The following is a 15,785-nucleotide window of genomic DNA, read 5'->3' as shown; positions in this document are numbered from 1 at the left end:
AGTTTCATTCTAATTGTAAACATAATCCCAGATGCTGCCCTTTTAAGCCAAACAATCATAAGTGTATCCTTTACAAGATAGGCCATAAAAATAGACAATCATTGTGCCAAAAGCAAAAAAGACAGTTTTGAAATTAGGAACAGCATTCAAATTACCATAAAAACAGAAGTTTTAAAAAAAAATACAATTAATTTTATGCAAACTGTAACAAACCAAAAAAAGTCAAGTCATTATAAAAAACCAGCAACCAGTACTTGAATATAACAAACCAAAATATCGAAGAATTAATCACGCTTTGTAAAGAGAATAATCAAAAAGCACAATTCGAAGTTTACAATCGTTACTGTAAAGCCATGTACAATGTAGCTTACAGAATTGTAAAAGACGAACATTTTGCGCAGGACGTCATGCAGGAAGGCTTTTTGAAAGCATTTACAAAAATAAACGACTACAAGCAGGAAGTTGCTTTTGGGGCGTGGTTGAAAAAAATAATTGTCAATTACAGCATTGACTTTTATAAAAAGAATAACGCTTTTCAGGTAGAAGATCTGAGCAAGACTTTATACAAAACAGAAGAAAACGACAGTTTTTTCTCTGAGAACATAGATTTGAATTCACTAAAAGTGAAACAGGTCCTGGATGTAATTTCAGGATTAAAAGACAACTACCGCATGGTCTTAACCCTTTTTTATATTGAAGGTTACGATCAGGAAGAAATCAGCGAAATTCTAAACATTACTTATGCCAACTGCAGAACAACACTAAGCAGGGCCAAAGAAAGCTTACGAAAAAAATTAGAGGAAATATGAAAAAGGAAAATGAAAACGTAGATCAATTGTTTAAAAAATTTGAAAATCAGTGGGATGTTGAAGAGATGAATCCGGACCATCAGCTTGACTTCCTGAATAAATTAAATAAAAAAAAGAAGCCTAAGAAGAATTATTACGCTGTTTGGGGAATTGCTGCTTCGATAGTCCTGTTGCTGGGAATATCTGTTTTTTACAACAATAACCAAAAACCGAAAGAATTCAAATTTGCATCGAATGAAACCAAAAGAACCGATTCAATTTTCAATATTCTAATTGATAATGAACTGGTGAAATTAAAAGAAAAAAGTTCGCCGGAAAACGAGCAGATCATTAACGATGCATTAAAACAGATGAAAGTCTTTGATGCCGATTATCAGAAGATCATAAATGAATTGCAAAAAAACGGCGAAAACAAACAAATTATTTACGCTATGATTAGCAACCTGCAAACAAGAATCTCTTTTTTGCAGACCGTTTTGCAAAGAATTGAAGAAAACGAAAATTTAAAAAACACTACACATGAAAAAACACTATAACATACTGATTTTATTCATTTTGATTCCATTTTTGGGATTTGCAAATGATGACACTTTTATTTCAAAGCAAAAGACCATAAAAAAAACATACCTTGTTAATTCGAATGCAGGAATTGATATCGATAATAAATATGGAAATATCACCGTAACAACATGGGATGAAGATAAAATTGATCTTGACATTACCATAAAAGTAACAGGAGGAAATGAAAACTGGGTAAACGAAAGACTGAACAGTATTGATGTTGAAATTACAGCCTTAAAATCACTGGTTTCCGCTGTTACTTCTACCGGAAATTCCTCGATAAAAAGTAAAGGAAGCAGTAACAGTTTTGAGATTAATTATGTGATTAAAATCCCAAAAAACGGAACCGTAAAACTTAGCAATAAATACGGAAATATTATTGCGGGCGATTTAGCTTCAACAACTGATATCTTCTGCAAATACGGCAAAATAAGCCTGGGAAAACTAAACGGAAGTGCAAACACTGTGCATATTGAATATTGCCAGAATTCAAACATTGAATACATTAAAGGTGGAAATATTGAAGCACGCTATTCCGGTTTACGAATTACGGATGCCGGAAAAATCAATCTTGATACCAATTATACCGATCTTGTGGTTGGTGACGGCCAGAACATAAAATACGACTGCAATTACGGGACATTTAAATTTCAAAAAATGGGCAGCGTTACAGGAGCAGGTAATTATCTGACTGTTAGCATTGCAGAGATTTCAAACACATTGATCTCAGATCTTAATTACAGTAAACTAAATGTTGGGATCATAAACGAAAAGGCCAACAATATCAATGTCACCTCGGGTTATTCAGACGTTTCATTGGGGTATGATACCAATTATTCTTTTGATTTTGACATTAATACTAAATATGGAAATATAAAAAGTGACAATTCTTTGGATGTCTCCGTTAACGAAAGCAAAAATGCAAGTAAAAGGGTAAGCGGATACAATAAGAAAAAAGGCCAGAACAAAGTCGTTATTATTTCAAATTACGGAAATGTAACATTAATCAAAAAACAATAATCATAAAATCAGTCAAAAAATGAAAAAGTCAATCAAACTATTAATTTGCGGTATATTTCTTCTTAGCACGGCAGCCAATGCTCAGTGGTCTAAAACCAAAATAAAAGGAAACGGAAAAGTGGTAACCAATAATCGCTCGACAGGCGGATATGACGAAATTAAGGTTTCCGGTTTCTTTGATGTGGATTTGGTATCGGGAAAAGAAGGAGCGATCACTGTAAAAGCCGAAGAAAATTTACAAGCCTATATTAAAGTTGAAGTGGAGGGCAATGTGCTTAAAATTTATACCGAGAAAAATACAAACATTAGTCCAGGCAGCGGAAAAACAGTTCAGGTAACCATACCTTTTGAAAAAATAGCCGCTATTTCACTTTCAGGTTCAGGAGACATACGATCAAAAAGCACTATAAAATCGGATTCTTTTTCGGCGGCACTATCTGGTTCCGGCGATTTAAATCTGGCTATTGATGCGACAAAATTTAACCTTGCGGTAAGCGGTTCCGGAGATATTGTCTTAAAAGGAAATACTGGAAATTTCGTAACGAAATTATCCGGTTCCGGAGATATTGATGCGGCTTCATTAAAAGCTAAAAATGTAGATATCACCATTTCGGGTTCAGGTGACGGTAAAGTATTTTGCAGTGAAAACCTAAAAGCAAGAGTTTCGGGCTCGGGTGACATTGAATACGTGGGTAATCCAAAAACAAAAGACACGAAAGTCAGCGGATCAGGAAGTATTTCGAAAGCCTAAAAAAAACGGCTTCTTTATATTCTTTGAATGATATTTTGAATAAATCCTAAAATGAAATTTAAAATGAAATTTTTTTTTTTTAAAAGACCTGGCGCATACTAAAGTATGCGTCAGGTCTTCTTACTATATTTTAAAAGCTATATTATTTTGAAGTGGCATTTTTAGGAATCCTTCTCAACAGAAAAATAGCTGTTACGAAGAATACTCCCAATATTACAATAGCAGCACGAGGACTGCCGGTAATCTGATCGATAATTCCGTAAACGCACATTCCGATTACAATTCCGATTTTTTCCGCTACATCATAGAAACTAAAAAATGAAGCGGTGTCTTCTGTCTCAGGCAATAATTTAGAATAGGTAGAACGAGACAACGCCTGAATTCCCCCCATTACCAGTCCGGCCATAGTCGCCATCGCGTAAAAATGCATCGGTAATGTTATAAAATAAGCAAGGGCACAAAATACAGCCCAAATGATATTGATCACGATTAGGGTTGGAATATTACCCCATTTATCCGAAGCCCTGGAAGTCAAAAACGCTCCTAAAACAGCTACCAGCTGTATTAACAGAATACAAATAATCAGACCGATAGTACTTTCTTCTTTGGAAGCCCACTGAATTTCCTGTGCACCAAAATAAGTGGCTACCAACATCACGGTTTGTACCGCCATGCTTGAAACAAAGAAACTTCCTAAATAACGCTTTAAAGGAATATTTTCTTTTAACAAAGCCCAGACTTTTTTTAACTCTTTGAAACCGTTAAACAATACGTTTTTTGTCAATTTTTGTCCGGTTTCCTTACTTCCCTTTGGTAAAAAATAATATGTATACTGACTGAAAAGAATCCACCAGACTCCGACCATTATAAAAGAATATCGCATCGCTTTCATCGCTGCTTCGCCATCGGTTCCACTAATTCCAAAAAGTTTTGGTTTCATAATCATCGCCAGATTGACGATTAAAAGAATAACACTTCCGATATATCCCAACGAATAACCTTTGGCGCTAATTTTATCCTGCTGCTCCGGAAAAGCAATATCAGGCAGATATGAATTATAGAAAACCAGGCTACCCCAATACCCTATCAATCCTAAGAAATAAAATAACAATCCCACATATATATCCGTAAGATCAAACCAGTATAGACCCATACAGGATAAAGCGCCCACGTAACAAAAGAACTTCATAAATGATTTCTTGTTGCCCACATAATCTGCAATTCCGGATAACAAAGGAGAAATAAACGAAACAACCAAAAATGCCGCTGCTGTTATAAAACTAATCAGGGCAGAATTTTTTAAATGCATTCCGAAAACATCAATATAATGATCGCGTTCGGAAAATAGAGCTTCATAAAAAATTGGAAATACTGCTGATGCAATTGTTAATGTGTAAACAGAATTGGCCCAATCATAAAATGCCCAGGCATTTAGCAATTTTTTATCTCCCTTTTGTAAATTTTTCATAGAAATGGTTCGGTTAATTAAGCTACGAATTTATCTAATTTTTATTAAGAATTCATTACTACAGTATTAAGAACTTTATTTTTTTTTTATGTGTGTAGTCGCAGTCGCAGTTTTCAGTCACAGTTTTCAGTTTCAAGTTTCAAGTTTCAAACCGAGACTCAGACTGAGACTGAAAACTAAAAAAGAGGTTATCTACCTAGTAAATAACCTCTTTTTGAGATACGTAAAAAATACGTTTATTTTATAACTCCTACTTTAAGCGCGGTTGCTTTTGCTTCCGGAATTAGTGATTTTATATTGGCAATTCTTGTCGCATCTGACGGGTGTGTACTCATAAACTCGGGTGTTGATCCTCCACCTGATTTAGCAGACATTCTGCTCCAGAACGAAACAGCGTCATCAGGATTATAACCTGCAATGGCCATTAAAGTCAATCCTATTTTATCGGCCTCTGTTTCATTTCCTCTGCTAAAGGGAAGCATTACTCCAACCTCTGTCCCAAGTCCGTATGCTTGTGAAAATATTTGTTGTGTCTGCTCTGATTTGCCACTTGTAGCAGCTCCAAGGGCTACACCGCCAATTTGCTGCAATTGTGCCGCACTCATTCTTTGTGCACCGTGATTCGCTAAAGCATGCGAAACTTCGTGCCCCATAACGGTTGCTAAACCGGCATCATTTTGGGTTACCGGCAAAATTCCCGAATAAACCACAATCTTACCTCCCGGCAGACACCACGCATTAACTTCCTTATTGTCTACCAGTTTATATTCCCAGCGATAATCCTGTAAATACTGACCCTGTCCTAAAAATTTCAGGTATTTCTCTGCAGCAGCTTTAATTCTGGATCCTACAACATCTACTCTTTTAGCATCGGCTGTACCTGTAATGACTTTATTTTCAGTTAAAAACTGATTGTATTGCTGAAAAGAAGACGGAAACAATTCGCTGTTGGATACAAAATTCAAATTTTGTTTTCCTGTAATTGGATTTGTTGCACAAGCAACCAAAAGAATAGTAAATATTCCTCCTATTAAATATTTTTTCATAATTTTTCGTATTTAGCAAAACAAAAATACGATTATTATAAAATCATCATTTACATAATTTAACATAAACATATCAAAAATTCGACTATTCCCCGATGATATGAAGTTCACTAAATTCCTTATTCACAATTAGAAAATGGCTTTCAGAAAAACTTACTTCATCAAAAGCAACTTTTTCGTTATCAATTTCGATTTCGGTGACTTTAAACGGCAATCCAATTAAATTGATTTTATATTTACTGTAATTCGTTTCAAATTTTCCTTCTTTATGCAGCTGGACAATTAATTCTTTTTCTTTACCGATGGCTGTTAAGGAAAGAAAACTGTAGCGTCCTTTTTTATAATCGTAACCATCCTGGGAATCTTCGTAAACAAATGACTTTTCTTTTCCGTTTTTAAAGTATAAATCCAGTGTCAGTTCATCAAATTCAAGCTCTCCTACATATTGCTGAACGGGATATTTCGGAATAATAGCTCCCGCTTTTACAAAAATCGGAATTTCATCAAATTTCGTATCCACCCAGACTTCACGCCCTCCATTCGAAAACTCGTTTGTCCAATAGTTATACCATTCTCCACGTGGAATATACATGCGTCTGCCTACAGCGTTAGGCTCAAGTATCGGGCAAACCAGTATTTGATTTCCAAAAATAAACTCATCATTTCTGTAATGCGTTTGTGTGTCTTCCTGATCGTAGTATACCAATGGTTTTAGCATCGGAATACCTTCTTCAATATACTGCCAGAACATGGTGTACAAATATGGCAGTAACTGATATCTGAGGCTAACAAATTTTCGGGTAATATTAATCACTTCTTCATCAAACGCCCAGGGTTCCTGATTGCCATGATCTCCCGAAGAATGTGTCCTGCAAAACGGATGAAAAACCCCTAACTGAATCCAACGTGCGTACAATTCTCCCGTGGGTTGTTCGGCGAAACCTCCAATATCAGAACCTGTAAAGCCCATTCCTGAAATAGACATTCTTTGTACCTGTATATTGGCAATCCATAAATGTTCCCAGGTTGCGACATTGTCTCCCGTCCAGGATGATGTGTAGCGCTGCGCACCTGAATAAGCAGATCTGGTAATCACAAAAGGCCTTTTCGGATACGCAAATCGTTTTACGCCATGATAGGTTGCTCTGGCCATTTGCGTACCATAAATATTATGCGCTTTTCTGTGACTGCAGGGATTTCCATCGTAAGAATGGCGAACATCCATCGGGAAAGTTTTATTAGGAACCTCCATAACGGCTGGTTCATTCATATCATTCCACACTCCTTTTACACCAAAGTCTGAAATTAATTCCTTAAATAATCCTGCCCACCATTCTCTAACTGCGGGATTTGTATAGTCCGGAAAATTACATTCACCGGGCCATACTTTTCCTTTCATATAAGGTCCGTCGGCTCTTTTACAGAAATAATCTTTCTCTAATGCTTCCTGGTAAACGGAGTATTCTTTGTCGATTTTTATTCCCGGATCAATAATGACAACGGTTTTAAAACCATCTTCGGCCAATTCCGCAATCATTCTTTTCGGGTCCGGAAAATATTCCTTGCTCCAGGTAAAACATCGAAAGCCTTCCATGTAATCGATATCCAGATAAATGGCATCGCACGGAATTTTGAGTTCCCTGAATTTCGAAGTGATTTCTTTTACTTTGCTTTCCGGATAGTAACTCCATTTACATTGGTGATACCCTAAAACCCAAAGTGGCGGTAATTCCGGTTTGCCTGTCAAATCAGTGTAGGTCGTGACAACATCCTGCATTTGTGGCCCGTAAATGAAATAATAATTCATTTCACCTCCTTCTGCCCAAAAACTGGAAACATTTCTTCTTTCCTGACAGAAATCAAAAAACGTTCTAAAGGTATTATCAAAGAAAATACCGTAGGATTGTTTGTTATTTAATCCGATATAAAACGGAACTACCTTATATAAAGGGTCCTGTTCTTTTTGAAAAGCGTATTGATCGGTAGCAAAATTTTCCAGCCTTTTGCCTTTCAAATTCATTTGAGTGGCCTTATCTCCAAGTCCGTAAAAACATTCCCCGTCTTTGGAGGATTTACTCATTTTTACGATATTCCCTCCATATTCGTAGCTTTCTTCCCAATGAAAACCAAGCTCATCTTCCAGAATAAGAAAATCATTTAAATCATATATAGACAAACGTAGATCTGCTTTCTGAATTTTACATTTGACTTTGCTGGTTCTGATCTGAAAATAGGTTTCTTCCTCAGTAAGTTCAAGAAAGTTATAACCGTGCAATTGTGTTTTATCAATGGCATACGAAAAATCATTACTAAAATAGCCTTTTGTCGTAAAACGAAACCGAATTAAACTGTCTCTGAGAATGGTAACTTTTAGTATTACTTTATTATCAGTATGAAAAAAAATGGAATCCCCTTCATGTTCATACGAAACAATTTTTGATGGATATAAATCGCCTTTGTACTCTAATGATGTGTTTGTAATCATATCGATAATGAATTAGTTATAACAACGCTACCTCTTCCAAACATACAAAAAAACTATATAAGCCGCTATGAATATAAAGATTATTCACGAAAACGTTTTTTCTGTATGAGTGATAAATTCGGCAGTAAAAAACCAAAAAATCGATAATTTATGAGCTCAAAATTAACAAATACTCATCCCGAAAAACCAGGCTGAATTTTATTCAAAAGAATATACGGTTACACTCAAAGGAGGCAAAATTAATTCGATAGAAAAATCCCTGCCATCATAGGGTGAAGCGTCAATTTTAAGGGAACCCGAATTGCCAATTCCACTTCCGCCATACTGCTTTTCATCACTATTAAAAACCGGAACTAATTTTCCTTGCTGAGGAATTCCGATCCTGTAATTTTCGCGGACTACCGGAGTGAAATTACAAACGATAACTAAATTTTCATTCGGATTATTTCCCTTTCGAATATAGGAAAGAATGGCATTTTGATGATCGGAATAATTGATCCACTCAAAACCTTCACCGCTAAATTGTTTTTCATACAAAGCCGGTTGTGTTCTATATAAATGATTCAGGCCAGTAATCACTTTTTTAATTCCGGAGTGATAATCGTATTGCAGTAAATGCCAGTCGAGGCTTTTTTCGAAGCTCCATTCATCGCTTTGTCCAAATTCAGAGCCCATAAACAATAATTTTGTTCCGGGATGCGTAAACATATAGCCGTACAACAAACGTAAATTGGCAAACTTCTGCCATTCATCGCCGGGCATTTTATTCGCAATTGATTTCTTTCCGTAAACCACTTCATCATGCGAAAACGGCAGCATGAAATTTTCGGTAAAAGCATAGGTCATCGAAAAAGTCAGTTCATTTTGATGGTATTTTCTATAAACCGTTTCTTTTTGGAAGTATTTCAGCGTATCGTGCATCCAGCCCATCATCCACTTCATTCCAAAGCCCAAACCTCCGGTAAAGGTTGGCCTCGAAACCATAGGAAAAGAAGTGCTTTCTTCGGCAATCGTCTGCACGCCAGAAAAATTAGCATAAATAACTTCATTGAATTCTTTAAGAAAACTAATAGTGTCAAGATTTTCTCTTCCTCCATAAATATTGGGTTCCCACTCTCCCTCTTTTCGGGAATAATCCAGATACAGCATCGAAGCCACAGCATCGACCCTCAAACCGTCTGCATGATAATACTGCAGCCAGAAAACAGCATTGCTAATCAAAAAAGCACGCACTTCATTGCGGCCATAATTAAAAACAAGGCTTTTCCAATCTGGATGATAGCCTTTTCTGCGATCCGGATGTTCATATAAATTTGAACCGTCAAAAAATCCTAAACCGTGTGCGTCATCAGGAAAATGAGATGGAACCCAGTCCAGAATAACGCCTATTCCCGCCTGGTGCAATTTATCGACCAGCACCATAAAATCCTGTGGTTTTCCAAATCTGGAAGTCGGTGCAAAATAGCCTGTGAGCTGATATCCCCAGGAAGGATCGTACGGATATTCCATTATGGGCATAAATTCGACGTGCGTAAAACCCGTTTCCTTTACGTAAGCTACTAAATCTTCCGCTAATTCCAGATACGTTAAAAAACGATTGTTTTCGCCGCGTTTCCAGGAACCCAGATGCACTTCATAAACCGAATAAGGTTTATCCAGGCCATTTTTCTCCTGACGCGATTGCATCCAGTTTTCATCTTTCCAGTTATACTCCAGATCCCAGACTACAGAAGCCGTATGGGGCGGTTTTTCACAATATAAAGAGAAAGGATCTGCTTTTTCGGTCACTATGCCGTTGCTATTCGATTCAATTTTATATTTATAAAGAACGCCTTTTTCAAGCTGTGGAATAAACCCTTCCCAAATCCCGGAAGAATCCCAGCGTACCTGCAATTGATGTTCTCCTCCTGTCCAGTAATTAAAATCTCCTACAACAGAAACAGATTGTGCCGTTGGAGCCCAAACCGCAAAATAAACGCCTTTTACTCCATCAACTTCTATTAAATGTGCACCAAGTTTCTCATATAATCTGAAGTGTTTCCCCGCTTTGAATAAATCAATATCAAAATCAGTAAAAAGGGAGTGTGTGAGGACTTTATTCATATTTGGTTTTTAAGGCAATACATTAATTTTTAAGTTCTATTCAATTCTAAAATTATCCGAAAGAACAACTCCTTTTTTGATCACAACAATTCCGTCTTTTATACTGTATAATTCGTTGGTAAAATTATCTAAATGTTTACCTCCATTAATATGAACATTGTTTCCAATACGCACATTTTTATCTACAAGCACATTTTTTATAAAACAATTTTCGCCTATTCCAATATGAGTTTTATTGCTTTCAGTATCCTCATGGAGTTCATCAAGGTCCTGATAAAAATCATTCCCCATAACATAACAGCTCTCCAGCACTGTTCCCTCGCCAATTCTGGAACGAATACCAATTACGGAACTCTTAATTTCTTTGGCATTAATAATACAACCCTCAGAAATCAGGGACTGATTGATAACGGAATTTCTAAATTTTGACGGAGGCAGCAATCTTGGACGCGTAAAAATCTTATTGTCATTGTCAAACAAATTAAATTCAGGAATATCTGCCGTAAGACCAATATTTGCTTCAAAAAAGGATTCAATATTCCCAATATCTGTCCAATAGCCTTCATACTGATAGCTTAGAATTTTATGTTTACCAACGGCTTGTGGAATAATTTCCTTTCCAAAATCTTTGGTATCAGGATCAGACATTAAGTCTTCTAACAATTTCTTATTAAAGATATAAATTCCCATTGAGGCTAAATACTTTTTACCCTTAGCCTGCATGTGTTCACTTACTTCTGATTCCCATTGCGGTAAAAGTGAAGCATCCGGTTTTTCAATAAAAGCTTCTACACAATTCTCGTGATCTGTTTTCAGAATTCCGAACTCCGGAGCATCTTTTGCATTTACAGGCAATGTCGCAATAGAAATTTCTGCATTGCTGGCAATGTGAGCCTCCAGCATTTCGTTGAAATCCATCTGATACAACTGATCACCGGATAAGATCAACGCATGGTCAAAATCATGCTTTTGAAAATGTGACATACACTGACGAACTGCATCCGCCGTACCCTGAAACCAGGTCGGATTATCGGGAGTTTGTTCAGCTGCTAAAATATCAACAAAAGACTGGCTGAAAATACTGAAATTGAAGGTATTTTTGATGTGTGCATTCAAAGATGCAGAATTAAATTGTGTCAGTACAAATATTTTAAAAATATCAGAATTAATACAATTTGAAATTGGAATATCAACCAATCTGTATTTTCCCCCGATCGGAACAGCCGGTTTTGATCTTGTTTCTGTTAAAGGGAACAAACGTGATCCCTGTCCTCCTCCTAAAATAATGGCAACTACATTTTTCTTTTTAAACTTCATTTTGCTGAATTATTAAGTTGTATATTTTTATGTATTCCTCACATACTCTTTCCCAGGAATGGTCTGTTGTCATTCCTCTTTCAATTATTTTATTGAAATTTACTTTATCGTCATACAATTTTACGGCACGATTAATCGAATAACAAATATCACCAACGGAAGCCTGATCGTGACAAATTCCGTTTCCATCATCCCCAAAATCAATCACAGTATCGCGCAATCCGCCTGTTCTCCTGACAATAGGCACTGTTCCATAGCGCAATGCATACATCTGGTTTAAACCGCAGGGTTCCACACGCGAAGGCATTAAAATAAAATCGGAACCTGCATAAATCAAATGGGCTAATTCTTCATTATACCCTATAAAAACATTGTAATTTCCGCTATAATCATTTCTAAGCTGCGTCAATTGTGACTCAATCTCCGCATTCCCCGATCCAAGAATAAGGATATTTATATTTTCAAAATTCTCTGACAAAGCTAAAGCGGAAGCCTGCGGCAATAAATCTCCGCCCTTTTCTTCAAACAATCGGCCAATAAAACTAAACAGTGGTTTTGCAGGATCTAAATCAAATTGCTCGCAGATTTTCTCCTTGTTTTTCTGTTTTCCCGGACCAGAAGTTTTGGTTGTATAATTCTCATAGAGCATTTTATCCGTAGACGGATCCCAGATTTCAATATCAATTCCGTTTAAAATACCTTGTGATTTGCTTCGCACCGTTTTGAATAATTCTTCCAGCCCATTAGCCGAATAATTGATTTCGTTCAGATAACTTGGCGAAACCGTTGTAACGGCATGGGCACATTTAATTCCGACCGCCAACGAATTTATAGCATTATTCCATTCCAAAAAGCCCACATGAATTAAATCGAATTCCGGTAAATAATGCAGTTTATCAAAGCCAAACCAGCCTTGATACAATCCGTTATGGATGGTAATAACTGTTTTTACATTTTTTATTTTATCGTATTTATAAGCATATTTTATCAAAAATGGGATTACACCGGTATGATGATCGTGACAATTGATAATATCCGGAACCGTTGCCCTTGCCGAAATCCAGTCTAATGCCGCTATCTGAAATGATAAAAAGCGTTCAATATCATCTTCATATCCATATACATTGGGCCTGTCAAATAATTCCTTAATTTCGATCAGATACAATTCGTATCCTAACTTGTCCGTTTTTTCTTTTAAAACGCTGAATGGAAAATCAAAACTTCCTAATTTGATTTCTCCCCAGTGAACGCATTCAAATTCATTTTCCTTTTTGAATTTCGTATCATAACACGGTACAACAACACGAACCTGATGACCTGCCTTATTCTGATATTTGGGCAATGCCCCTACAACATCGGCCAATCCGCCAACTTTTGCCATAGGATAACATTCAGCACTGATATGAAATATTTCCATTTTAGAAATTTATAAATCTTTTAAATAATTAATCAAAAGCAAAATTCTTTTTTAAGCAACCATTTATTAATTATGTTACTTTTATGTTCTTTAAATTTAGGAAAAAATATACAGAATAAAGACTCGAAAAAAAAATTATCAATATGGCAAAAAAGGCTGTCAATCCTACCCAATCCTTAAAAATTCCGCAGTTTATAATCATATCCTGCAAAATATGCGCTTTTATTTCTACTAAATTGGCTACAAAATACGCCGCGAGGCTTTTTACATCGCCCATAAAACATAAGGTTCCTAAAAGAGAACTGGAAATGGATCGTAAAAGCATTCAGAAAACAATCTTTGTTCCTGCGATCCATAAAAATATTGTTACCTATGAATATGGAAAAAGCGAGCAAAAAATACTGCTGGTTCATGGCTGGTCCGGACGAGGAACCCAACTGTTTAAAATTGCCGAAGAACTTTTACAAAATGGTTATGCAACCGTAAGTTTTGATGCTCCGGCTCATGGAAAATCAAAAGGAAAAACAACAATTATGTCTGATTTTATAGAATCTGCTTTAGAAATCGAAAAGCATTACGGTCCCTTTGAATTTGCAATTGGTCATTCTTTAGGAGGAATGTCGGTTCTTAATGCGATAAAAGACGGATTAAAGGTCAAAAAAGCAGTTATTATTGGAAGTGGAGATATTGTACAGGACATCTTAGATGATTTTATTTCAAAATTAGAATTGAAACCGGAAATGAGTACGTTATTATGCACTTATTTTGAAAATAAATATCAAACTAAAATGGATAATTATTCTGCTTACAGGGCAGCTTCTCAGGTAAAAATCCCAGTTCTGGTAATTCATGACAACCATGACCCCGAAGTTGCAGTAAAAGCGGGAATCCATATTCACGAACATTTAGAGAACGGAACCTTAATGTTAACGGATAATTTAGGTCACAGAAAAATTTTAGGAAATCAAAATGTCATTAAAAAAATAATAGATTTTATTAAAAGCACTTAATTTTGTATTTTACAGTTCACATTTAAAGAAGCTAAAATGGATTTATTTGGAGAAACATCCGATTGGGGCATAAAATTAAAACCCCTCTTGAAAAAATATAAGGGTAAAAAACATCCCCTTGAGTATCACAGCACTTATCAATTACTTGTAATGGTAGTTTTGTCTGCGCAGGATTCTGACGCCAATATAAATTCCATTGCTCCCGCCTTGTTTGATAAATTTCCAACTTTAAGCAGCTTATCCAAAGCAAATACAGAAACATTTGTGCCCTATATAAGCAAAGTCAGGAATTATCCGACTAAAGCTAAATGGTTATTGGAAATCGCAGAAACACTACAAAAAGACAAAAATATCCCTTTAAGCATGAAGGAATTAACGGATTTAAAAGGAATTGGAAGAAAATCTGCCAATGTAATTTTACGAGAAACCAATCAGCCGGCAGAAGGCATCATAGCCGATTTACATGTAATTCGGGTTGCCCCAAGAATCGGAATAATCAAAGAAGCTAAAGATGGCAACAAAGTAGAAAAAGAGCTGATGCAGGTACTTCCTAAATCCATTTGGTCGGAAATCGGAATGGCAATTTCGTTTTTAGGACGCGAAATCTGCAGGCCAAAACCTAAATGTGAGGAATGTTTAATGAAAGATTTTTGTCAATACTATGCAACACACTTAATTCCGTAATTATTTTCTTCTTGTGTCAATCAGATAAATAATCCGCCATTTATCTTTCTCTTTAAACAAAGTAAAAGTATTCACACCGGAATGGCTTAATTTGTCATTGAAATAAAATTCATAAGGCGCCCAAACATGAGCCATGCTTCCATCAATTTGAATAACAGAACTTAATATCTTCTCTTTAAATGTAACATTCGAAGGAATTGCAGCAATAGATTTATAGAACTCTTTTACGTTTTCGTCTGATAATTTATTTCCTTTTATTGCACTTTCTGAAATAGATTGCAAAATAAGTTTATCCGAACAGACTAATTTCAGTTTGAGTGTATCTTTTTGATGAAATGCAACAAAGAAATTATCAATCACTTCCTGGACATCTTTTTTTTGAGCATTACCAACTACCCCGAAAAGCAATAAAGTCAAAACAATTACCTTTTTCATAGAAATGAATTTAAGTTGTAGATTAAAAGTATAAAATTTAATTCATTAATATATACAGGTATTCAACTTATACCTAACTCATTTTGCGCTGTAGCAATTTTATAAATTATTTCAGCCGTTTAATAGAATCTCATATCATCAGCTATTCATTTGGGCGTTTCCCTTCGGGCCGGGCTCTTCGCTAAATCTTTTGCGGGAGTGGTTTGGTTGTTACTTCAGGACTTTGGGGGTTCCGCAAAAGGATACCGCTGCGATCCCTAACGTACTGAGGTATAGATACAAAATTCCAATTAAGATCGCCATCGGACAAGCTCCAAATTCCAATACTTTCCGCACAGCCTTTGCGCACCTTGCAATCTAACCGTATTCCAAAAAACCTTTGCGGCCCTTGCGGTTAAAAATCCACGAATCAGTATAAAACAAAAAATCCTCATCAAATAAATGATGAGGATCTTTAAAAGAAAGGCGACGACCCCCGATAGCTATCGGGGGTCCCACATTATTACAGTACTTTGAAAACAAAAAATCCCCATCAAATAAATGATGAGGATCTTTAAAAGAAAGGCGACGACATACTCTCCCACATAACTGCAGTACCATCTGCGCAGGCGGGCTTAACTACTCTGTTCGGGATGGGAAGAGGTGAGCCCCGCCGCAATAACCACCTTAAGGTCGTTGT

13 protein-coding genes and 1 rRNA gene are annotated in these 15,785 nt (G+C 36.1%); 6 read left to right on the top strand and 8 right to left on the bottom strand.

The features are described from left to right. Positions 1-254: 254 nt before the first annotated feature. The 4 genes from D0817_RS22210 to D0817_RS22195 are packed head-to-tail and all read left to right on the top strand — an operon-like array spanning position 255 to position 3,141. On the top strand, positions 255-809 hold the full coding sequence (locus tag D0817_RS22210) for an RNA polymerase sigma factor (RefSeq protein WP_127340543.1): 555 nt from the start codon (positions 255-257) through the stop codon (positions 807-809). Further along, positions 806-1,345 carry an anti-sigma factor gene (locus tag D0817_RS22205; RefSeq protein ID WP_127340542.1) on the top strand — a complete coding sequence of 180 codons (540 nt, stop codon included), beginning with the start codon at positions 806-808 and terminating at the stop codon, positions 1,343-1,345. Before D0817_RS22210 ends, D0817_RS22205 begins: the two co-directional genes overlap by 4 nt. Further along, positions 1,329-2,390 carry a hypothetical protein gene (locus D0817_RS22200; RefSeq protein ID WP_127340541.1) on the top strand — a complete coding sequence of 354 codons (1,062 nt, stop codon included), beginning with the start codon at positions 1,329-1,331 and terminating at the stop codon, positions 2,388-2,390. The genes D0817_RS22205 and D0817_RS22200 overlap by 17 nt, the downstream gene beginning before the upstream one ends. A 19-nt stretch (positions 2,391-2,409) precedes the next feature. After that, complete coding sequence (locus tag D0817_RS22195) at positions 2,410-3,141, top strand: head GIN domain-containing protein (RefSeq protein ID WP_127340540.1); 732 nt, start codon at positions 2,410-2,412, stop codon at positions 3,139-3,141. A 142-nt stretch (positions 3,142-3,283) separates the two neighbouring features. Here D0817_RS22195 and D0817_RS22190 read toward each other — a convergent pair whose 3' ends face one another. The 6 genes from D0817_RS22190 to D0817_RS22165 all read right to left on the bottom strand — a co-directional run bounded on the left by D0817_RS22190 (position 3,284) and on the right by D0817_RS22165 (position 12,977). Beyond that, positions 3,284-4,609 carry an MFS transporter gene (locus D0817_RS22190; protein ID WP_127340539.1) on the bottom strand — a complete coding sequence of 442 codons (1,326 nt, stop codon included), beginning with the start codon at positions 4,607-4,609 and terminating at the stop codon, positions 3,284-3,286. Between the two features lie 236 nt (positions 4,610-4,845). Then, positions 4,846-5,655, bottom strand: coding sequence for a M48 family metallopeptidase (locus tag D0817_RS22185; RefSeq protein ID WP_127340538.1), 810 nt, complete (start codon positions 5,653-5,655; stop codon positions 4,846-4,848). Positions 5,656-5,740: 85 nt separating this feature from the next. Then, positions 5,741-8,140, bottom strand: coding sequence for a glycoside hydrolase family 31 protein (locus D0817_RS22180; RefSeq protein WP_127340537.1), 2,400 nt, complete (start codon positions 8,138-8,140; stop codon positions 5,741-5,743). A 198-nt stretch (positions 8,141-8,338) separates the two neighbouring features. After that, the gene (gene glgB, locus D0817_RS22175; protein ID WP_127340536.1) at positions 8,339-10,243 is read right to left on the bottom strand and encodes a 1,4-alpha-glucan branching protein GlgB; all 1,905 of its coding nucleotides are present in this window, start codon (positions 10,241-10,243) and stop codon (positions 8,339-8,341) included. Between the two features lie 36 nt (positions 10,244-10,279). Then, the gene (locus D0817_RS22170) at positions 10,280-11,560 is read right to left on the bottom strand and encodes a glucose-1-phosphate adenylyltransferase (RefSeq protein WP_127340535.1); all 1,281 of its coding nucleotides are present in this window, start codon (positions 11,558-11,560) and stop codon (positions 10,280-10,282) included. Further along, complete coding sequence (locus D0817_RS22165) at positions 11,550-12,977, bottom strand: glycogen synthase (protein WP_127340534.1); 1,428 nt, start codon at positions 12,975-12,977, stop codon at positions 11,550-11,552. The genes D0817_RS22170 and D0817_RS22165 overlap by 11 nt, the downstream gene beginning before the upstream one ends. A 143-nt stretch (positions 12,978-13,120) precedes the next feature. Between D0817_RS22165 and D0817_RS22160 the strand changes: the two genes are divergently transcribed. Both D0817_RS22160 and D0817_RS22155 read left to right on the top strand, forming a co-directional pair. Further along, complete coding sequence (locus D0817_RS22160) at positions 13,121-13,987, top strand: alpha/beta hydrolase (RefSeq protein ID WP_127340533.1); 867 nt, start codon at positions 13,121-13,123, stop codon at positions 13,985-13,987. Positions 13,988-14,074: 87 nt separating this feature from the next. Further along, the gene (locus D0817_RS22155; protein ID WP_238160928.1) at positions 14,075-14,671 is read left to right on the top strand and encodes an endonuclease III domain-containing protein; all 597 of its coding nucleotides are present in this window, start codon (positions 14,075-14,077) and stop codon (positions 14,669-14,671) included. Here D0817_RS22155 and D0817_RS22150 read toward each other — a convergent pair whose 3' ends face one another. Together D0817_RS22150 and rrf are read right to left on the bottom strand one after the other, a co-directional pair. Next, positions 14,672-15,106 carry a nuclear transport factor 2 family protein gene (locus D0817_RS22150; RefSeq protein ID WP_127340531.1) on the bottom strand — a complete coding sequence of 145 codons (435 nt, stop codon included), beginning with the start codon at positions 15,104-15,106 and terminating at the stop codon, positions 14,672-14,674. It abuts the gene before it with no gap. A 559-nt stretch (positions 15,107-15,665) separates the two neighbouring features. Continuing rightward, positions 15,666-15,775: ribosomal RNA gene (gene rrf / locus D0817_RS22145) — 5S ribosomal RNA — on the bottom strand. Positions 15,776-15,785: the final 10 nt, after the last annotated feature.

This window comes from Flavobacterium cupreum, from assembly GCF_003996965.1.
GTDB lineage: Bacteria > Bacteroidota > Bacteroidia > Flavobacteriales > Flavobacteriaceae > Flavobacterium > Flavobacterium cupreum.
The sequence above is the reverse complement of the archived record's forward strand: the minus strand, read 5'-3'. Positions and strand labels throughout refer to the sequence as shown.